Source organism: Alteribacter populi, from assembly GCF_002352765.1.
In the GTDB taxonomy this organism is placed as follows: Bacteria; Bacillota; Bacilli; order Bacillales; family Salisediminibacteriaceae; genus Alteribacter; species Alteribacter populi.
The window spans coordinates 3,777,121-3,799,045 of the sequence record NZ_KZ293963.1 but is presented as its reverse complement, the minus strand read 5'-3'; the positions used below and the strand labels follow the sequence as shown (position 1 = coordinate 3,799,045).

At 41.0% G+C, this 21,925-nt stretch carries 15 protein-coding genes; 9 read left to right on the top strand and 6 right to left on the bottom strand.

What is annotated here, in order from left to right:
• Positions 1-49: 49 nt before the first annotated feature.
• Complete coding sequence (locus CDZ94_RS21750) at positions 50-1,387, bottom strand: hypothetical protein (protein WP_245415755.1); 1,338 nt, start codon at positions 1,385-1,387, stop codon at positions 50-52.
• Positions 1,388-1,638: 251 nt separating this feature from the next.
• On the opposite strand from CDZ94_RS21750, the gene adh reads away from it, so the two are divergent.
• The 3 genes from adh to CDZ94_RS17500 all read left to right on the top strand — a co-directional run bounded on the left by adh (position 1,639) and on the right by CDZ94_RS17500 (position 5,266).
• The gene (gene adh, locus CDZ94_RS17510; protein ID WP_096439269.1) at positions 1,639-3,159 is read left to right on the top strand and encodes an aldehyde dehydrogenase; all 1,521 of its coding nucleotides are present in this window, start codon (positions 1,639-1,641) and stop codon (positions 3,157-3,159) included.
• A gap of 32 nt (positions 3,160-3,191) precedes the next feature.
• Positions 3,192-3,542 (top strand): DUF779 domain-containing protein, encoded by a 351-nt coding sequence (locus tag CDZ94_RS17505; RefSeq protein WP_096439267.1) that lies wholly within the window; start codon positions 3,192-3,194, stop codon positions 3,540-3,542.
• Between the two features lie 74 nt (positions 3,543-3,616).
• Positions 3,617-5,266, top strand: coding sequence for an acyl-CoA dehydrogenase family protein (locus CDZ94_RS17500; RefSeq protein WP_096439265.1), 1,650 nt, complete (start codon positions 3,617-3,619; stop codon positions 5,264-5,266).
• Between the two features lie 88 nt (positions 5,267-5,354).
• Here the strand turns inward: CDZ94_RS17500 and CDZ94_RS17495 are convergent, their stop codons facing one another.
• The gene (locus CDZ94_RS17495) at positions 5,355-6,368 is read right to left on the bottom strand and encodes a sigma 54-interacting transcriptional regulator (RefSeq protein WP_096439262.1); all 1,014 of its coding nucleotides are present in this window, start codon (positions 6,366-6,368) and stop codon (positions 5,355-5,357) included.
• Between the two features lie 395 nt (positions 6,369-6,763).
• On the bottom strand, positions 6,764-8,533 hold the full coding sequence (locus tag CDZ94_RS17490) for a M4 family metallopeptidase (protein WP_096439260.1): 1,770 nt from the start codon (positions 8,531-8,533) through the stop codon (positions 6,764-6,766).
• A 285-nt stretch (positions 8,534-8,818) separates the two neighbouring features.
• Between CDZ94_RS17490 and CDZ94_RS17485 the strand changes: the two genes are divergently transcribed.
• Entirely contained in the window at positions 8,819-10,171 is a 1,353-nt protein-coding gene (locus CDZ94_RS17485; protein WP_096439258.1) for a Na+/H+ antiporter NhaC family protein, read from the top strand.
• A gap of 64 nt (positions 10,172-10,235) precedes the next feature.
• On the opposite strand, the gene CDZ94_RS17480 is transcribed toward CDZ94_RS17485, so the two are convergent.
• Entirely contained in the window at positions 10,236-11,837 is a 1,602-nt protein-coding gene (locus CDZ94_RS17480) for an AMP-binding protein (RefSeq protein WP_096440972.1), read from the bottom strand.
• Positions 11,838-12,527: 690 nt separating this feature from the next.
• Between CDZ94_RS17480 and xylE the strand changes: the two genes are divergently transcribed.
• From xylE to CDZ94_RS17455, 5 genes are all read left to right on the top strand, one after another.
• Positions 12,528-13,928: a D-xylose transporter XylE gene (gene xylE, locus CDZ94_RS17475; protein WP_096439256.1), complete on the top strand. Its 1,401-nt coding sequence runs from the start codon at positions 12,528-12,530 to the stop codon at positions 13,926-13,928.
• Positions 13,929-14,442: 514 nt separating this feature from the next.
• The gene (locus CDZ94_RS17470) at positions 14,443-15,501 is read left to right on the top strand and encodes a M14 family zinc carboxypeptidase (RefSeq protein WP_096439254.1); all 1,059 of its coding nucleotides are present in this window, start codon (positions 14,443-14,445) and stop codon (positions 15,499-15,501) included.
• A gap of 810 nt (positions 15,502-16,311) precedes the next feature.
• Positions 16,312-16,998, top strand: a complete 687-nt coding sequence (locus tag CDZ94_RS17465; RefSeq protein WP_096439252.1) for a FadR/GntR family transcriptional regulator — start codon at positions 16,312-16,314, stop codon at positions 16,996-16,998.
• 395 nt (positions 16,999-17,393) lie between these two features.
• Entirely contained in the window at positions 17,394-19,277 is a 1,884-nt protein-coding gene (locus CDZ94_RS17460) for a M14 family metallopeptidase (protein WP_096439250.1), read from the top strand.
• A 59-nt stretch (positions 19,278-19,336) separates the two neighbouring features.
• Positions 19,337-19,882, top strand: coding sequence for a class D sortase (locus CDZ94_RS17455; RefSeq protein ID WP_096439248.1), 546 nt, complete (start codon positions 19,337-19,339; stop codon positions 19,880-19,882).
• 295 nt (positions 19,883-20,177) lie between these two features.
• On the opposite strand, the gene CDZ94_RS17450 is transcribed toward CDZ94_RS17455, so the two are convergent.
• Both CDZ94_RS17450 and CDZ94_RS21440 read right to left on the bottom strand, forming a co-directional pair.
• Positions 20,178-21,413: an amidohydrolase gene (locus tag CDZ94_RS17450; protein WP_096439246.1), complete on the bottom strand. Its 1,236-nt coding sequence runs from the start codon at positions 21,411-21,413 to the stop codon at positions 20,178-20,180.
• A 5-nt stretch (positions 21,414-21,418) separates the two neighbouring features.
• Positions 21,419-21,574 carry a hypothetical protein gene (locus tag CDZ94_RS21440; protein ID WP_157812045.1) on the bottom strand — a complete coding sequence of 52 codons (156 nt, stop codon included), beginning with the start codon at positions 21,572-21,574 and terminating at the stop codon, positions 21,419-21,421.
• Positions 21,575-21,925 lie beyond the last annotated feature (351 nt).

Below are 21,925 nucleotides of genomic sequence, written 5' to 3'. Positions count from 1 at the left end.
TAAGAAAAGCGTGAAGGTAGCTGTCATCTTATAAATTACAAGACCTTATTTAAAAAATAATTCCCGCTCCAGCATGACCAATGATCTCTTTCTCTAGTTTAAAAGTATAGTCGTTCGGTGAAAACGTATGTTTATAACGGTTTAAAGTGACTTGACCAATATCATTGATCGTGTAAAAAACGATAACGGGCAGGTTGTTTTCTAAATAATAGTGTGGATTTAACGGACGTGGAATTTCTTTCAGCTCTTCCCAGTCATGCTGGAAGGACAAATAGTCGGCAATGGTTGGCATGAATTCATCCTCTTCATCTCCTTTCTCAAAGCTTATTATCGTGTCTCGATCCCACGAGCAGCCATGCCACATTGCGCCATATTCACTTAATTCATGATAGACAATAGCCGCTTGCAAGTAGGATAACGGAGTATGATCTCCTTGGATGGCTTTCATATAATCATCCAAAGCTGTCAATGGTTTCGGAGGCTTGAGAAAATGATCGTTTAACATCGTTTCACAGTTTTCAGGCTGAGGAAAATCGTTATTTTTCGGGATCGCCCAGATCACACCGTTTCCATTTCCACCTGAATAATATTGATAGGCTTTTAACTGATAGGTTGGATTAACGTTTAAGTGCGAATAACCTTGAATAATGGTTTCTGGATTGCCTTGTGAGATAGACCACCCTTGTGGCAAGTCATACAGATGCTCATATGAGGAAGGAACGAAGATATTCGGAAAACAAGCCGATTCCGTAAACTGAATACACGCTTGCTTCAAAGCGATGTTCTCTTGATAAAGGTTAACCAATTCATCTAGAAGTTCGTTTGCATCAGCTGCAAGTTGAGGGCGTACGTGATAATAGTCTCGTTGATTTGTATGGAGCTTTCCAAATGAAGGGACCCCAGCCTCTTCAATATGAGAAAGCCAACGATTTTTTACAAGATTTAAGCTTGTAAGATTCTCAGAAAGGATCCCCCAACCTAACAATACCCACGGATGGCGCCTCAGTTCGTTTATACTAGGCAAGCTTTCCTCGATTGAAACCGTCTTCTTATTTACAAGATCGGTGAACCGACGAATCGCCTCGCCTTTTTTCGTATGTTGCAGAGGAAACAGATTGTAAATATAAAGACGGCCTTCTATTGGCTTCATCTCATAGATTCTTTCTATCAATTTAACAAGCTGTTTCATCGTTGGATCCAGGGTGATTTCTCCTTCAGCCTTGCCCTCCTTCTCTAGTAATTGTGCATCTATTAGATAAGCACCTCCAGGATTTAAGAGCAAACAACTCCCCAATGATTTTTCTGATTCACCCCATTGAATATAGGCACTCTTTCTAAAAACATAATCCCCTCTTTTTTCATAGAAACCATAAGCCGATTTTTTCAAGCTCTTCTCCTCCTAATTATCATGGTTACTTTATTATACAATATTTTCCTTTATATAACAGAATGAATCTATCGCCGTTATTTCGGCCGACATTACCGTTAAAACGGCTAATATTGTCTGAAATAAGTAAATATTACGATTAAAATAGCTGATTTTTAACAACGCTTTCCTTTTTACGGCTTGGCACAAAGTTTGCATATTATTTATTAATGTAAGCGATTACAACAAAAGTCTTGTAGGAGGGAAATCGAATGATTTACAGCAATCCAAACACTGAAGGTGCAAAAGTAGAATTCAAATCGCGTTATGAAAACTATATTAATGGAGAGTGGACACCACCGGTTAAAGGGGAGTATTTTGAGAATATTTCACCCGTAACGGGACAGGTGTTTTGTGAAATCGCACGTTCGACCTCTGACGATATTGATAAAGCTTTGGACGCAGCTCATGCGGCGAAAACAAGCTGGGGGCAAACGTCTACGACTGAAAGAGCCAACATATTATTAAAAATTGCTGATCGTATGGAAGAAAATCTCGAAAAGCTTGCAGTAGCCGAAACGTGGGATAACGGAAAAGCGGTAAGGGAAACACTCAATGCCGATATTCCGTTAGCGATCGATCATTTCCGCTACTTCGCAAGCGCGATTCGTGCGCAAGAAGGGACAAATAGTCAAATTGACAACGACACGGTTGCTTACCACTTTCATGAGCCTCTTGGCGTTGTTGGGCAAATCATTCCTTGGAACTTCCCGCTGTTAATGGCTACGTGGAAGCTTGCTCCTGCATTAGCAACGGGGAACTGCGTAGTTTTAAAGCCTGCTGAACAAACACCTGCGTCAATTTTTGTCTGGCTTGAGCTCGTTCAAGATCTTCTTCCAAAGGGTGTATTAAACGTCGTCAACGGTTTTGGCGTCGAAGCTGGTAAACCGCTTGCGTCCAGTGATCGCATTGCAAAAATTGCTTTTACCGGAGAAACAACAACCGGACGTCTCATTATGCAATATGCGTCTGAAAACATAATCCCGGTCACACTTGAGCTCGGCGGTAAATCACCAAACATTTTCTTCCCTGACGTGATGGATGAAGACGATGCCTTTTTAAATAAAGCAGTTGAAGGCTTTGTCATGTTCGCGCTAAACCAAGGAGAAGTGTGTACGTGCCCGTCCCGCGCGCTCGTTCATGAATCGATCTACGACCGGTTTATCGAGAAAGCGATTGAACGCGTGAAGCAAATTAAAGTCGGCAATCCACTTGATACAGAAACGATGATGGGTGCTCAAGCTTCCCAAGAGCAGCTTGAAAAAATCCTTTCTTATTTAGATATTGGAAAACAAGAAGGTGCTGAATGTCTCGTCGGTGGTGAACGCAACCAATTAGAAGGCGACTTTAAGGACGGTTATTATGTCCAGCCGACTGTTTTTAAGGGAGACAATAAAATGCGTGTGTTCCAGGAAGAAATCTTCGGTCCAGTTGTATCGGTTACGACGTTTTCTAACGCGGATGAGGCGTTATCGATTGCAAACGACACGTTATACGGCCTAGGCGCCGGCGTTTGGACACGAAATATAAATACCGCTTACCGTTTTGGCCGTAACATTGAGGCCGGACGCGTATGGACAAACTGTTACCACGCTTACCCTGCTCATGCGGCGTTTGGCGGCTATAAAAAATCCGGTATCGGACGCGAAAACCACTTAATGATGCTAAACCACTACCAACAAACGAAGAATCTTCTCGTCAGCTATGGTGAAGATGCTCTCGGATTCTTTTAGAAGATAACTCCTACAAAAGTGGAGGTGATGGATTGGTAGAACGAGTGATCGCAACAGAGTCCACTTTGGAACTCATTGAAAAGCTTAAAAGTCGGCACGGCCCACTCATGTTTCACCAGTCAGGAGGATGCTGTGATGGAAGCTCACCGATGTGTTACCCGGACGGTGAGTTCCGTATCGGCCAGTCCGACGTCAAGCTTGGTGAAATTGGGGATAGTCCGTTTTATATGTCAAAAGATCAATACGAGTATTGGAAACATACCCAATTAATCATTGATGTCGTTAACGGACGTGGAGGGATGTTTTCACTTGAAGGGCCTGAAGGAAAACGATTTTTAACACGATCAAGAGTATTTACCGAAGAAGAACGAAAAGAATTATAAATCACAAATGAGCACCTTGTATCTTGTAGAAGATACGGGGTGCTTTGTGTAAATAAGTTGAGCAGGTGATAGAAGTGAATTTTTACTCGCAGGACACGTTAATCCAAGACATTTTACGAGAATCGCTAGATGAGCGGTTTTTTGATTGGGCAAACAAAGAGCTAGAGGAATTCGGTGGACGTTGTGCTACTTCTATCGATGAGCGAGCAAAACATACAGACAGGGAAGGACAACCGCGTCTGACCAAATACGATAAACTCGGAAATGATCAATCCTATGTTTGGGTTAATGAAGGATATAAACAGACTGTAAAAGAAACATACGGTCGCGGCATTGTCGGCTATATTCATAAAGACATTCCTGAACTGAACCAGAAAGGAAACTACCTCTATTCATTTGCTCAAGGCTATCTCCTCTCTCAGTCAGAGCCTGGGTTTTACTGCCCGGTCACATTAACAATGGCGACCGCTTATTTAATTGAACAATACGCGAGTAATGAATTGAAGGAGAGATTTCTCCCTCACATATTGTCTACTGGAGAGGAAGAGCTTTATGAAGGCGCTACATTTTTGACTGAGCGTCAAGGCGGATCAGATGTCGGAGCGAATGAAACAACAGCGGTCTTTGATAAAGAAAGTGGCAGCTACCGTCTTTATGGAGAGAAGTATTTTGCCAGTAACGCCGGTATGTGTGGCGTAGCAGCTGTTTTAGCAAGAACAGAAAACGCACCGTCTGGAACAAAGGGCTTGTCTCTTTTTCTCGTGCCATGGAAAAAAGACGATGGTTCTTTAAATGGTATTTCTATACGACGGTTAAAAGATAAGCTTGGTGTTCGAGCCGTCCCGTCAGGTGAAGTCGAACTCGACGGAGCTAAAGCGTTTATGATCGGTGAACAAGAAAGAGGCTTTTACTATATGATGGAAGCGTTGAATCTTTCTCGCATTTGTAATGCTGTAGCATCGGTTGGGATTATGCGTCGTGCTTATACAGAATCTAAGAATTATGCCGAAGAGCGAGACGCATTTGGTCAGCAGCTTATAAATTACCCAATGATACAAGACTCTCTCGTTAAAATGAAGGTCAAATTAACGGCTGAGACACGCGCGGCTTTCGAGTTAATCCAGGAATATGATACGTGGTACCAAGGAAAACGTTCTCCTGAAAGCAGCGGTCTTTTACGGCTGCTCATTGCACTAATCAAAGCTGAATCGGCGGACCAAGCGATTCACTTTTCCCATGAAGCCATCGAAATGCATGGTGGAAACGGCTATATTGAAGATTTCGTCACCCCTCGTCTGCTACGAGATGCGCAAGTTCTCACCGTATGGGAAGGGACAGCAAACATTCTCGGCCTTGAGGTTCTTCGCCTGTTTTCAAAGTTTGATATCGGGCGAGTGTTTGTTGAAAAAATGACGGAAGAACTAGAACGGTACTCAGAAAACGAGCGTGAGTTAACGGATCGCATCGCCCCTTGTCTTCATAACTTAAAAAATGAGATCGAACTCCTTCTGTCTTTAGGAGACATAGAAAAAACAAGGCAGATAAAAACTCTTCAAAAAAAGATGGTCACCTTGTTTGAAGCGATAACACTAGTCAAAGCAACGTTGAATGGGCAGAAAAAAGATCATCGTATCGCTCGCCTCTTCATTGAAGATCAACTTGTCCCACTTTGGGGAATCGAAGGTCAATTATGGCCGTTGGAAGATGGGTTGGAAATTCTGTAAGGGTGGTGCCTGGCACCACCCCTTTCATTACCTTTACGCCGCTCGTCCCAAGGGAAAAACATGCGAGCTCACGCGGTTTTTCTTATCCCTATTTTTCATTAAGCCAATACCGAAGCTTTCTTTCCGTAACCTGAAGCCTCCTCGCTGCCTCCCGACGATTCCCGAATGTCTCCTCTAACGTCCGTTGTATTTTTTCCCGAATCATTTTCCGTTCAAATAACCGAATTTCTTCGAGAGCTTCGGGTAATGTCTCGATGTACCTCAGCTTTTCTTGCAGCACGTCATTAGGTTTTACAACCACACTCTCATCAAATTGTAGGTCATCAGCGTGGATCGTTTTGACCTCCTCTGATAAGAGTATTGCTGTTTTGATCATCACGTGGTTAAGTTCGCGAATATTACCTGGCCATGAATGGTCATAAAGTTTTTTTAGCGCTTCATCAGTTAATGTACGCACAGGGAAACCTTCTTTTTGAAACAGCCATTGAATAAGTCCTGGAATATCTTCCTTTCTATCTCGTAAAGGAGGCATGGTCAATCGCCCCACGTCTAACCGATACATCAGATCCTCTCTAAAGCCACCTTGTGCTACTTTTTTTCGAAGAGATTGGTGGGTAGCGGTCACCATTCGCGCATTCATTATTGTGCTGATTTCTGAGCCGATCCGGTAAAACTCTTTTGTTTCCAGAACCCGTAAAAGTTTCACTTGGTTTGACCAGGAGGCTTCACCGATTTCATCTAAAAATAACGTTCCTCCCGAAGCTTGCTCAAAAACCCCTTTACGGTCTCGTTGCGCTCCCGTAAAAGCTCCCTTTTCATGACCAAATAATTCACTTTCCAAAAGCGTCTCCGATAAGGCTCCACAGTTAATACCGACAAACCTTCCACCAGCACGACAGCTTATCTCATGAACCAATCGAGCCATCAATTCTTTTCCCGTCCCCGTTTCTCCTTCAATGAGAAGGTGATAATCCGTCTTTGCCCAACGAACGGCTTGCTCAATTACGTTAGACATTGCTTCACTTTTTCCTATGTATAAACCGATATTTTCAGCAAAATCGGCAGGATTTCGTTCAAGTAGTGATCGTTCGACTCCATTCAAACTCTCCACTCCTTATCTCGGTATCAAATTAACGAAAAGTAGGTGCTTTCGTTAATATTCGATGAAGATAGCAGTATTCCTTTTGATCTTAGGCTTTTTTCTCATATGTGGAATAGTTTAGGTTTTGCGTAGGATTCAGTTATTTTTTGTAGAATAAATTTTAGTTTGTGTACAATAGATTAAGTTTTATGTAGAATTGTTCCTGCTTTTAAAAACTAAAAGAGCCCCAACAGGGGTTACTCCGTTGGGGCTTCATCATTTAAAAATGCTGTTTTCATAAAGTTTGTTACTTTTTAAGCGTTTTTGGCTCAAATGATGTCAAATGAATTTGTCCTCCACGCTCAAAAAAACAAATAGCAACAATCTTTTATAAAAGAGCCTTTGAAACTACTAACCTACTCTTCTTCGTAAATTCCGACACCGTCAAATCCAGCTTTTGTTACAGCTGCTTCTTCGGAGTCATCTCCATAAATGTCTTCTGCAGCTTGGATGAATGCAAAGCGTGTATCCTGGAAATCTGATAGTGGTGTTAAATAGACAGTGAGAGCGCGGTAAACGATTTGCCCAAGTTTTTCACGGCCAATCTCATCACCAATTAGGAATGCTGCATGATTTATAATCGACGAATTAACGTGAACGCCACCATTATCAAGGTTAATAGGCAGATCATAGTATTCGTCCATATGAGCAGGGTAAGACCCGTCTCCGTAATCCCAATAAGCTTCGTTTACCGGGAACTTCCCTGGCTCTTCTAAGCTTCTTAATGCTGTTCTGCCAGATTCAATCGCAGGTGGAGCCATCACGTTATCACCAATGTCCCACGATTCTGTGTCAACAAGTACACCGAAAATATCAGAAATCGATTCGTTTACGGCACCAGACTGATCACGGTATACAAGACCTGCTGTATGAGTCGTAACGCCATGAGCAATTTCATGAGCCGCTACGTCCAGACCTGCGGATAATGGAATGAAAAACTCCCCATCTCCATCGCCATAAGTCATCTGACTCCCATTCCAAAACGCATTTGCGTAGTTATCTCCGTAATGGACGGATGATACAATCGACATCCCATCATCATCAATCGAGTTTCGTCCATGCTCCTCTAAAAAATATTCGTATACTTTCGTAGAATTATAGTGAGCATCCACTGCTGGTGCATCGTACTCGTCTTTAAATGCGGCTTTACGCTTCGAAAATGCAACTCCGGGTAAATCAAAGTCATCGGAACGCCACTGATTTTGAAAGTCATACGTGAGGATCCCATCTAAATCCGGGCGGGAAAAATCAAACAACTGGAATAAACGACCGCGATCTTCTGCTGCTTTATGAGAGATTTTAATGACGCGGTCTTCTCCGTGAACTCCAACACCTGCTCCAGAAGCACTTTGGTAATCTTCTGGATTCAGTTCATCCGGATTTGCAAAGACTTCGCTTTCTATAGCTAGTGCCTCATTTCCAGCACCGATATTACTCCCCTTTAGCCCTGCTGCTTCAGCCAAGTTGTGGATCGTGTTGTATTGATCGAGGATATCTCCAGAGATTGCATCAACGTATACAAACCAGTTCCCCGGTTCTTCAGCAAAGTAGTTCAAATTTATTTTATACGCTAATTCCACACTTTCACCAATCGGGTAGTAAACGAGCTCAGCAGAAGGGGGATCTTCCAATTCTTCCGGCGCCTCTACTGCGACTTTTGCTGCGTCAACTGCTTCCCTTTCGACCAATTGAGGTCGCGTTGGCAGTTTTAACGTTTCTACATCTTTATGATAGTGACCATTTACACTTTTGACTGACTCTTGTTCATCAAAGTGAACTATAACTTCGTGACCTTCTACTGGAATATCGTTTTTAACTTGCTGAAAACGGATATGAGTCATCCCTAGGTCATCGGTTTTCTCTGAATCTAATTGTAAGCTTTCGTTAGGATTATTAATGTTGAAAATTTCTTGGTGTTGACTTAAAAATGAAGTGGCCTGCTGCATTTTCGTTAATTCAGCTCCCGAGGTTGTAAAGAGCTTTTCTGAATCACCTTTTGCTGTGTAGAGGACTCTTGATTGCTCGCTATCCTGCTCCATGACACGATCATCACTAGCAGCATACGAGGTAAACGGTGTAACTAAAAGTAAGGCAGCCATCGCTGAAACAACGCTTTTTTTCAACATTCATTTCATCATCCTTTCGTATGTAGAGTACTTTTTGAACATCCTCTTTTAGTTTGGCATACGAAATATTCAGTTACATCTTCCAATGGTTTTATTTTCCACGCAATATTTCTAAGTGTTCTTGTCGAAATCGGTCATTTCAGTTCAGAAGGGCTACTCCAAATATGCTAGTTTGGGAAAGTATGATTTTCACCCACTCCTTGAATTTTTGAGGAGAGAACTTCTAACTAAGAGGATCGCGGTTTGTGATAGAATAAATGCATACTTGACCTGAGGTGGAGCGAAATGAATACCCGATTCTCGTTAGCTGAGATTGTCTTTATTTTTACTGTTACGATTGGTTTATTAATGGCTGCCATTGCCCAAAGCTATCCTCTATTTCTAGCAATCCTTCCTGGTTTATTTGCGCTCGGCTTTTTTAGCTTTCGAAAAGGAATCACACTAAAAGAAATCATCCGTTCATCCTTTACGGGAATGAAACGAAACAAAGATGTCGCCTGGCTCTTAACGTTCATTGGACTCATTTTACCTACTTGGTTTTTAGCCGGGACGATTGATGATTTAAATGCGTTATTCCTATTATTCATCACACCTGAATACTATTTAACGATTGCCTTTCTCGTGACGGCACTGATGTCCTTTGTCGTTGGTTCAGCAGTTGGAAGCTTAAGTATTGTAGGAATTCCTTTAATCGGAGTAGGAGAACTTCTCGGAATCCCTCTAGGCCTTGTTGGTGGTGCGCTTGTTTCAGGTGCCTTTGTAGGTGACCGTTCCTCACCGTTATCAAGCTCCTTTCAGCTGCTTGCATTTTCAGTGGAGTTGTCTGTAAAAGAGCATTTACGAACGATTTCTCCAACGATGGGGATCACGGTTTTTTTAACCACACTTCTTTTTTTGATCATTGATCTCACCATGAGTGTATCGCAAACGAGTGCAGGTACAGCAGGTTCAGCTATCGTATGGGGGGATTTGCTCGTTTCGTTACTTCCTCCGCTTCTGTTACTGTTGATGATATTACTCGGGAAAAATATGAAGACGTGCTTTTCTTTAAGTATTGTTGCTGCTGGAGGCGTCCTGTTATCCCGAGGTGTTTCTCTTGATGCATGGTTGGAAGGGGCGATGCTTGGCGTTGGCTCAGTCAATGGCCTCGTAGGCATGATTCCGTTCATCTTGTTCATTCTCATCGTTGGCGTTTATTGCCAAATAATTGAGGATACAAAAATGCTTCAGCCATTTTTAGAGCGTTTGTTTTCGAATAAGAAGTCATTACCAAAAAACACGGCGCAAACAATCGGAGTTGCAGCTGGGGTTTCTCTTATCTCCCCTAATCAGTCATTTCCGATTCTCCTTACAGGGCGAGCCCTTCTGCCCCACTGGACAGCTCATTTTCACCGAAGGGACTTGTCTAGAACGTTGGCGGATTCCACGGTCGTTTTCGCCGGTTTAGTGCCTTGGAGCTTACTTGCCATTTTGTGTAGTACGATTTTAGGAATGCCGGTTATTGTTTATTTGCCCTTCGCCATTTTTCTCTGGCTTTCTCCTGTCGTTACATTCGTTTACAGCTATTGGAAACCACAATCTCAAAATAAAAACGAACCTTCTTTTTCTAAACAACAAAGCCGCTCCCATTCGTCATAGGAGCGGCTTTATCTAGGTGGTAACGCTTCGAGGTCCCCTAAAAACCTTTTGAGACACCCCTTCTTTATTTTTGTACCGATTCAATTCGTTCTAATGCCTGTTCCCGCAAACGGAATTTTTGAATTTTTCCAGAGGCCGTCATCGGATATTCATCTACAAATTCAAAATAACGCGGAATTTTGTGCTGTGAAATCTTGCTCTTAAAATACGTTTTCATCTCTTCTGCTGTGGCAGTTTCTCCTTCTTTTAAGATCAACCATGCCGCAACTTCTTCTCCGTATTTTGTGTCTGGAACCCCTACGATTTGTACATCTTGAACTTTCGGATGCTGATACATCATCTCTTCGATTTCGCGCGGATAAATGTTTTCCCCGCCACGAATGATCATATCCTTCAAACGTCCTGTGACCCTAACGTAACCGCTTTCATCCATAACCGCAAGATCACCTGTATGAAGCCAGCCATTGTCTGTTAGCACTTCAGCTGTAGCCTCCGGGTTTTTGTAATAGCCCTTCATTACGTGGTAGCCACGTGTACAAAGCTCTCCTTGCCTTCCACTTTCGACTTCTTCATCGGTACCTGGATGAACAATTTTTACTTCGACATTCGGTAACGCACGTCCAACTGTTTCTGTTTTTCTCACGAGTGAGTCATTTACTCTCGTTTGCGTAATAACCGGTGATGATTCCGTTTGCCCATAAGCGATTGTCACTTCATCAGCACCCATTTTGTCGATGACGCCTTTCATCACTTCCACTGGACAGTTGGAGCCAGCCATAACGCCTGTCCTAAGACTGGACAAATCGTACTGATCGAAGTCCTTTTCGTTTAGCTCGGCAATAAACATCGTCGGAACACCATGAAGTGCTGTACAACGCTCTTTTTCGACCGCTTCGAGTACCCGTTTCGGATTGAACTCCTCTACTGGAACCATCGTTGCGCCTACATTAACACAAGTGAGCGTTCCGATTACACAACCGAAGCAATGGAAAAACGGTACTGGGATGCACAAACGATCCTCTAATGAAAGGTTCATGCAAGCTCCAATATTCGCCGCGTTATTCACAAGGTTATTGTGAGTTAGCATAACACCTTTCGGAAACCCTGTCGTTCCGGATGTGTATTGCATGTTAATTGCATCCTCGGGGTCAAGACTTTCCATTCTTTCATCTAATTCTGCATCGGCTATTTGCTCGGCTTTTTCTAGAAGATCAGGCCAGCTCCACATGCCCGGATGCTTTTCTGCTCCCATGAAAATAACGTTCTTTAAAAATGGCAGCCGCTCTGATTGCAGTTGTCCTGGTTCGCAGTCCCGAAGCTCAGGAGCAATTTCATACAGCATGTCTAGGTAAGAAGCCCCTTTAAATGAATCCATTAAAATTAACGTTGTCGAGTCGGACTGTTTGAGCAGGTATTCAAGCTCTGATGTACGGTAGCTTGTATTTACCGTTACTAAAACACCGCCCATTTTCCCACTCGCAAATTGGGTCGTTACCCATTCAGGCTTATTCGTGGACCAAATCGCCATATGTTCTCCACGTTCAATGCCTAATTTCATTAACCCTTTCGCCACTTTCCGGCACTCGTGATCAAACTCTTCATATGTATAACGCAACCCGCGATCCGGGTAAACGAGCGCTTCGTGATTAGGTTGTTTTGCTGCCATATCCTCTAATAGCTTTCCAACGGTTGTATGAATCTGTTCTGCCAAAATGAATACCTCCTTTATTTTATCTAACTACTGTGATTATATCGGTTGAGTAAACGCTCAGTCAATCCAAATTCTGAATATTCGCGTAACAACACGTGTCACCAGCCGAAAATTGTCGGATATTTTTCGGGGGTTTCAGCCCTATTCAAGCAAATGATTACGTTTTTAAGAATTTATTGTCGCTTCTTTCTTGAACTTGAAGAAGAGAATAATTTTAGTGGAACTATCCCCTCACCAGTTTTCCATGGCACGACTATTCAGACAACGCTCGTCTTTCATTATAAAAACCTAGTTCTGTGTCACTTTTACACACAGCACAAACTTAGTTAATTCAATAGACAAACTAAGTTTGTGCTGATACAATCTATTCATAGAAATGAAAACGGTAACAGTCTTGGTTATCAATCTTCAAGTATATCCATCCAAAACTAGTAGGTATGGATAAATTTATTAGATAGCAAACGACTTTTCAGTATTATATTTCCTAAGGAGTAAGATCTTTAAAAACATTTTAAAGCTAGGAGGGAGTGTAAAGACAGATTTTAATTTTTTGCTGTTCTCGTAAAAATTGTTGCTTTTTAGAGCGTTTTTTCGGGCTCAAAAAGCCTTTCTTATTTGGCTATTAAAACCTGTCTTTAATAAACTATGAAGCAAAAACAAAACTCACTTTATATTATTTTAATTACGCTAATTGCTTGTATTGGTGGTTTACTTTTTGGATATGACACGGCTGTAATATCTGGGGCTGATAGGTCGATAGAAGCCTACTTTATTGAACCTTTAGGGTTAGGATCGTTAGCACATGGTGCAACAATTTCAAGTGCATTAATCGGGTGTATCATTGGAGGCTTACTATCTGGTTACTTCGCTTCAAAATTTGGTCGTCGGAATTCTCTTATCGCAGCAGCTACACTTTTTTTCTTATCAGCTCTAGGGTCTGCTTATCCTGAGTTTTTATTTTTCACAAAAGACGAACAATCAATTTCTCTATTACTTGCCTTTAACCTGTATCGAATCATAGGTGGAATTGGTGTTGGTTTGGCCTCAGCGATTGTTCCAATGTATATAGGTGAAATTGCACCTGCTAAAATTCGTGGTCGATTGGTATCGTTCAATCAATTTACAATCATTTTTGGGATGTTAGTTGTTTATTTTGTGAACTGGGGCATCGCTAGCGGCCAACCATTAGAATGGATAAACGATGTGGGATGGAGATATATGTTTGCTTCGGAAGCTATTCCCGCTCTATTGTTTGGTATACTTTTATTTTTCGTTCCCGAAACACCTCGATACTTAGCTATAAAAAATCAAGATGATAAAGCTCTAGCGATTCTTACTAAAATTAATGGTTCCTCTGAAGCGAAAACCATCCTAAGTGAAATTAAACAAACAGTATCGGTAAATATTTCTTCCGAGAAAATATTTGCTTACGGGAAATTAGTGATCGTTATTGGAGTCCTGCTCTCTGTATTCCAACAGTTTGTTGGTATTAACGTTGCTTTATATTATGCTCCTCGAATTTTTGAAAGCATGGGCGCCGCAAAAGATGCTTCGATGTTACAGACAATTGTTATGGGGCTCACCAATGTTATCTTTACTGTCATTGCCATTTTGACAGTAGATAAATGGGGACGTAAACCTTTATTAATCGTAGGTTCCATCGGTATGGCTATCGGTATGTTTGGTGTAGCAGGTTTGGCGTTTTCAAATGTTATCGGGATTGGTACTTTACTATTCATTATTATATACACAGCCTCATTCATGATGTCATGGGGCCCAATATGTTGGGTATTGATTTCGGAAATCTTCCCTAACAAAATTCGTGGACAAGCTGTAGCCGTTGCTGTAGCTGCACAATGGGCTGCTAACTATCTGATTTCATCTACTTACCCAATGATGATGGATTATAGCGGTGGTTTAACCTATGGTTTCTACGGTCTCATGAGTGTGCTATCAGCTATTTTTGTTTGGAAGTTTGTTCCTGAAACCAAAGGAAAGACCCTTGAGCAAATGGAAAGTGTTTGGAAAAAAACTACATCAGCATAGACCTTTATTGAAAGGCTCTTTTCTAAGAGATTGTTGCTTTTTCAACTCGAGTCGCCGCCTTTCATTCCTTGGTGCATATCAGTGAAAACAGCATATTGAAAAGAGCGTCTTCTTTTCGGCAGATACTATTTATTTTATCGTGTTTCTTCCTAATTAAAGTAGGTATATAGTTTCTGTCATACTACCGTTATTCAGTAAATAACCATGCTTTAAAATCCCAGACACAAAAGCGTACAGTTTCCCACTGGACGCTTTTTTTACTGTAATGATGACACCCGACAAATAGCCCGTTAATTCGCAATACTGTAACCCTAGATTCTCCACAAACTTAGTCCTATATTTTACTATGCTAATCCACCTATTCAGCATTTATATCCAGCTAATTTATCCTACTAATTTCTCTCAAACGAAAATTATATTTAGTTAAATTTTCCTGTCTTTTCGATTCCCGAAGGATTTTTTTGTCGGAGGATGGAAAAAGTGTTGTGACAAAAATTTTAGGAGGGTTTCATACATGAACAAAAATCTACTTAGATTGACACTGGCAAGCGTGCTGACTTTCGCACTTCTTTTTGCTGCCGTTCCATTTCAGCAAACAAGTGCAGTCGGAAACGGACCAAATTTAAACGATAACCAAACGATAAAAAAAGAACGTGTAAAAACGTATGAAGAAATGTCTGATTTTCTCTATCATGTAACGGACCGTTCTGATCGTCTTGAGCTTGAAGTCATTGGGCAATCGGTGAAAGAACGTGACTTATTTTTAGTTAAATTCGGTAACAACCCTGAAAATCCAACGATTGTGTTTTTAACTCAGCAACATGGTAACGAAGAATTGATCACAGAAGGTGCTCTCAATGTAATTAAAAACTTAAGCACAAACAGCCGTGCAGTACGTGAGCTTGCAGACAATGTAAACGTGTTATTCGTACCGCGTATTAATCCAGATGGTGCAGAAGCTGATGTTAACTTCGATATTAGTGACTATACTGCTGGTGGCATCTCCACTCGCTTTAATGCGAACGGGATTGATTTAAACCGTGACCACAACGATTTAACTCAACCAGAAACGACTGCGTTGCATGAAAATGTTTTACAAAAGTATGACATTGATTATTTAATTGACTTCCACCACCAAGGAACGTCTCCAATTCTTGATGACCGCTACGTATCCGGTTCAATGCTTTATCCGACAAACCCTGGAGTAAATCCTGAAACAGTCGAAGGTTCAAAGCAATTGGGCAGTGTCATTTATGATGCCGTTGAAGCAAAAGGATGGGGACATCTTGCGAAATACCCAGGCGGGACAGCCAACACGATTGCGCGTAATGGCTTAGCCTACACGTATGACTTCTCAACACTTCTATTTGAAATGCGCGGCATGACAGATAACAGCCGTGAAGAAGCGGTTCTTGGACAAAAAAGTAATGGCTACCTCATTCAACAAGCCGTCGTTGCCATGGAAGCAGCCATGCATGCGATTGCCGATGGCTCCATTGAAGAAGCCGACACTACCTTCTGGGATGAGCTCCCTTACCAACAGTACGGACCATCTGAAGAAGAAGGGGAATAAACAGGCAAATAAATCCGCTTATTTAAAGTAAGGGGTGAACAAAAAAGGTTTACTATTAACCTTAATGATTATCCCCTTTGCTCAGAATTATGAAGGCATCAGACATGTTTACTACTTCACTTTTAATTATGGCTCTTTTCGTATGTATTGTTGCTTTTAATCTTCGCAGCTGAATTAAACTGCGACATCACCTACCGCTTCGGAAATACACTACGCTTTCCGCGGAAAGCGACTGTCCGGAGCGGAAATCAATCTACTTCTATGTCGCAGTTTATATATTTTGTGTCAAGAACAACAATCTTTTAGAAAACAGCCTTACTTATCAAGGCCCGAAGACACCACGACACTTCTACGGAAGTATAATATGCTTCTCATATGAATGATTTCTGAGCTAATGACATACTCATATTAACCTTTTTTGTTCACCGTGTGTTTCAGTTATTTATTTGAAGTTGTACCAATTTCACTTTCCAACTTTCAGTTTTACTTCAAGTGATCAATAAAATATAAATCACCTTTTGAAGTACAATGTAATACACACCGCATCTGATTAACTCTTTCCAAGATTAATCTGAGATAGGCATTCTCAAAACCGCTTAACAAAAACGTAGAATCGTTGAAATTTCACCTTATAATTATTATAAAATTCTGAGTTTTCGGTTGACTTTAAGTTAGAAAAAAAGGTACAAATATATAGTAAGAGATGATGAGAGGGCTTCACATTTAAAAATAATCATTCATACTTTCACTCTTACTGGTCTTACTGGTCTGACCGGTCTGATTTCTAATCCAAACAAGGAGAAGTTTGCGATGGCTATTGTAAGTGAAACTGTTCAAAAATTTGTGTGTGATTTAATTCAAAGTAAAAATCTTGAGCCAGGAGACCTGCTTCCTTCTGAACGAGAGCTAGCCAACCGGTTAAACGTGGGCAGGTCATCAATAAGGGAGGCTTTGCAGTCTCTTTCTGAGAAAGGAATTATTGAAAAGAGAATAGGGAAAGGGGCTTTTGTAAAAAAGAATCTATCTGTAGAAGATGTAGGGGTTTCCAAGTCGTTAATGTTGTCGATGGATATTAACAATTCACTTAATTTATTGGAGTTTCGTAAAGCTATTGAAGTGGAAATCGCTTATTTAGCTGCAAAAAGAATTCAGTCCAAAGACATACAAATTCTCGAAAAATCGCTCATCGACCTGGAAGTGTGTATCAAAATGGAATCATCTATTGTTGTACCTGACCTTGTGTTTCATGGAACATTGGCTCGCTCGATAAATAATGATGTGATGATTCAAACATACAATTCTATTTCCGATTTTTTCAAAAGAGTTCGAATCGAGATGGCTGTATATGATGATGTCAAAAATGCACTTTACTATCATCAACAAATTATAAAAGCTATTAACAAAGGAGAAGCAGAAAAATGTTCCAGACTGATGCGGGAACATATCGAAGATGTTGAAGGAAACTATCATGAGATGTTAAAAGAGTTTGGCATATAACCATAGGGAACCCTTCATTAGCTTTTTATTGTTATAACCTTGCTATCAAGCCCTCTAAAAAAGAGCGTGCAGATTGTGTTTAACTGACAGCTGCAAAAATGAGTCGTTAACCTGCCAGATAAAGTTCTTTTAACAAATTCTAGATAAAGGAGGTGGAATAAAGATAAAGGATTTTGCGAAAAAACTCGCTTCAATGAAGAAGACATCGTTAACTTCTACAGCAATACTCATTATTTTTTTATGAATATCTTATCCAATGTTTTATTTACAGTAGCAAGACTCCATCAACTAAATCATGTTTCATAGCCTGGTAAGACACAGGCCCGATTATTTTCGTAGAGTTCAACAGGATCATTCTGGAGAAAACCTTAATTTATCGAAGGAGGATATATTACATGTTCAAAAATAAGGTAGTCATTTTTTTCCTAGCTATAGTAGTTATGATACCGTCAATGGGGATCGCAGAGGTTAAAGCAAATGATGATTCCCCTCCAGCGGATGTCAACGACGCACCTCCTGCAGCTGGACAAATCCCTGATTCCTATATACCAGAAGCATATGTACCTTACTTTGGTCAAAGCATCGAGCAACCTGAACATATCAAGGAATTATATCCAGATCCCGGTGTTGGATACGATACTCCTGGGTTTCAAGACGGGAAATGGAACTTCACGACAACCGAGGAAATGATGGAGTTCTTAAACGAATTAGATAGGAACAGCGACGTTATGCAGATGGAAACGGCTGGTTACTCCCTCGAGGGGCGTGAGATTCCGTTACTTATTTTTACTACAAGTGACAGTGAGGAATCAGATGATTTTAAAAGCAAACCAACAGTTTGGTTAGAAGCACAGGTCCATGGAAATGAGGCAGGGTCAGGTGAGGCTGCTCTCGTGACAGCCCAAAAACTTGCAACAGATAAACTTGGTGAAGAAGTGCTCGACGATATTAACGTCATTATATTACCACGACTGAACCCAGATGGCTCTTATTATTATCAAGTTGGAAGTGCACGCGGGTTATGGATTAACCGTGACCATATGAAATTAGACCTTCCGGAAACTAAAGCAGTTAACAAAGCGTTCAATCGATTTAACCCAGAGGTAGCCATGACTTCACATGAGTACGGGCATAGAAACTGGGATACTTTTTCTCATTTAGGGGATGAGGGGGGAGCACCATACCACGATATTCTTCTTGCGCGAGGATATAATCTAAACATTCCCGAATCTGTCCGAGAGATGGCGGATGACTTGTTTATCAATAATGCTTTTGATGATTTAGAGGAAATAGGTTACTCCACTGATACGTACTTTTCTTTTGGTCAAGACGAAAGTGAAGTCACAGGCGAATTCACAATTTCAGAAGCTGGATCGGCGCCACGCTTCGAAACCAATATCGAAGGTCTTTCGCCAAGTTTGAGCTTCCTAATCGAAGGTCGAGGGGACCGCATTGGACGAGAGAGCTTTGAACGCAGAGTACACTCACAAGTGGAAACCATAAAGAGCTTTTTTAGAACAACGGTTGAAAATGCAACAGAAGTAAAATCGACTGTTGACAAAGCAAGAGAAGAAATCATCAGTAACGGTGAAACAATAGATGACAATGATAAAGTCATCATAACAAGCGAAGCTAAAACACTTCCCGATGAGAGACCGTATGAAGTCCTTGACATAGCTAGCGGAGAAGTTGTGGATGTTCCAACAACATACATCAGTTATGCTGAAGCCGAACCTACCTTAGAACGCGTCCGCCCAACAGCATATATTTTGCCTCCAGCTTACCACCATGTTGCCGAGAAGTTAAAGATACATGGAGTTGAAGTAAACAAACTGAACGAATCAATGGAGTTGACGGTGGATCGTTACATGGTTACCGATCAGGAAATAGCTGACAGTGTCGTTGAAGGTCACGTAACAAACCATGTCGAAACGGAAATAGAAGAGAAAACGATCTTTTTCCCAAAAGGTAGCTATGTTTTTCAAATGAACCAGACTTCAGCTAACATCATCGCTTTGGCACTAGAACCTGAAGCTGAAGATAGTTATGTCACATTTAACACAATACCTGTTAATGTTGGGGATGAAATACCGGTATACCGGTATATGAGTGAAGAAAAACTCGATGTCGAGATCGTTGGTGATGAGGCTGAAGAAATTGTTGAAGAAGAAGGTGCGGCTATGCCTGATACAGCTACCAACTATCCACTCATGGTCTTAACCGGCTTTTTATTAGCTGCCGTTGGATTGTTCTTCTTTCGTAAAAAGACTTTAATTTAATTGATTATTAAGTAGGGGGACAGGTTATTCTGTCCCCTTTTCCTCAAGGAGGTAAAACGATGAACGTGTTGCTAAAGCTCTGTATTACTGTGGGAATCACTTTGGTTATTTTGAGCGGATATCAATGGTGGATCGGATCAAGTAGTGTTCTGCCTATCGATGCTGCTTCTCACCCTCCTTTATCGGTAGATATATCTTCCACCCACGAAGGGGAGTACATCGCAGACCTTAAGATCCCTGCCCTGGAAAAAAAGTTTAAGGTATACTGGGGGACTGCCGAAGATAGCTTAAATCGAGGGGTTGGCATGTTTGACAGTCAGTATACGACAGCACCCGATAAAGAAAAGCATACTGTGTTAAGCGGTCATCGTGATACGGTTTTTACAGAACTCGGTACATTGGAAGAGGGTCACATCCTGCAAGTACAGTATAATGCTGAGTTGTATGAATATGAAATTCAGGATATTTGGATTACAGATGCAGATGATCTCACTGTTATCGTGGAGAAAGACCAGCCTACACTCACGTTAACCACCTGTTACCCGTTCAACTATATCGGTACAGCGCCGGAACGCTATGTCATTCAGGCTGAAAAAAATCATTAACGGAATAATTAACACCAACAACATTTAAAACTTATAATACTCATAACCTCTTAAAGTTGGTATTTATGCGTACTAATAATAACTTACATGCGATTGATATTAAATATTTCATCTCAAGATTTCCACATGCCCTCCCCTTCCCCCTCTGTTTTGTATGCATAGGAATGCTTAATAGCTAAAAAAGAGCATCTATCGAAGAAATAGGTTTTTGACTTTACACAAACTTTTCAACTAGTTGCATTAACTCCAAATAACGGCTTCTTTGATCATTCTACTTGTAGAGATATAAAACATTCTATTCATTTTTCTTTCTAAGAGAACCTGAAACGATTTCTCCTTTGAACATCGTAATAATTCGCTTAGATCTTCTTGCAATCGCTTCAGCAGAACAAGATGCTTCAACTAAGACGATGCTTGCATCGTCCCCAATTTTTGGCCAAATTTGTTCTCCTTCATGATTAAGTGGTGTTTTCCCATCGGTAATAAATGAGAGCGTTTGTGATAATGACCGTTCGTCTACCCGTCCTGAAATTTCTGCTAAACGACCTGCGCGTTCTAAAATATCTCCATTTCCAAATGGTGACCAAACATCAAAAATATTATCACATCCGACAGCAACCGATACACCTCCTTCGTGCAATAAGCCAACAGGTGGGAACTTTCGATTAATCGGCACACTGGTAATGATGGTGATTCCTGCATCGGCCAGTAGTTCTGCCATTCCTTCTGCTTGAGATAGGGGGATATCCCCAAGGCCAAATGCATGGCTAATCGATACCTTGCCTTGAAGACCGGCTTCTTCCGTTAACTTAGCCAATCTTTTCATTGTAAAGATACCTAGATGATTCGCGTCGTGTAAATGCAAATCGATTCCTGCATTTTCTTCGACAGCCAGTTCAACCATCTCTTGTAGAGAGGCTTCAATATCTCCATCCACGTTAGCTGGATCAACACCACCTACAAGATTTGCACCTTGACGAAGGGCTTCCCTAACTAAATCTTTCGACTTCGTACGCAACATTCCATGTTGCGGAAATGCAACAATTTCATAAGATAACTTTCCTTCAAACGTTTGCAATGCTTCTTGGACTTCTTCTAAATTCTTCAATCCAACCTCAGGATATACATCCACATGCGTTCGTACATGAGTCACGCCGGATTTCAAATAAATATTAAGTAACTTTTCCGCACGTTCTTTCGTTGTAGTTTCCAAAGAAGGAAGAACTTCTTTTTCAATTTCAAGGCGTTCAAAAATACTTTTAACAGGTGTGACGGAACGCCATCGGTCACCAAGCAATGTTTTATCTAGATGACAATGTTTTTCTATAAATGATGGAAGAGCTAATAACCCCTCCGCATCTTTTTGTGGTGAATTGTCTGTAATAGGTTTACTAGAAGGTATAATTTTCGCAACTTTCCCATCCCTAATTAACAGATGACAACATTCTGTCTCGGTTCCTGAAATCACGCCATGCTCAATCTGGTATCCACTCTCTAATGTGGTGTTTGTTAGCCAAAAAGTAGAACTCATATGATCTATCCTTTCCTTTTAAAGTACTCCATCAACAGGTTCTTTTTTAAAGAAAGCGGCCATTCTACTAACCTAGCAACAGCTTCAGTTGAACAACTTGCATCAACGAAATCTGCATCGTCTCCTACATTGGACCAAACACGTTCCCTTCGTTTATTCAAAGGAGTTACACCTCCTGTTATCTACCCTAGCGTTTGTCCAAGTTGACGTTCAACATTTAAGCAATAACGCTCCGCTAGTATCCCTGCTTTTTAAGGAGGCTGTACTGCGCAAAGATTCTCTAACGAATGGAACAGAATTGCTACGTAGTAAGCCATGTTCAATATCTTTTTCATAGCGGAACTCGGTTTACAATCTGACATTTGTTAACCAGTATTTTTTATCCGTCACTTCTTTGATTCCCCCTCACACTATGATTCAGAGAATTTCCTCAAAGTATGTCAACAAACTTTGTTAATCTATACGTATTACTATAGCCTTTGTAGCAATCATTTGGAAACCATGTTTTTTAG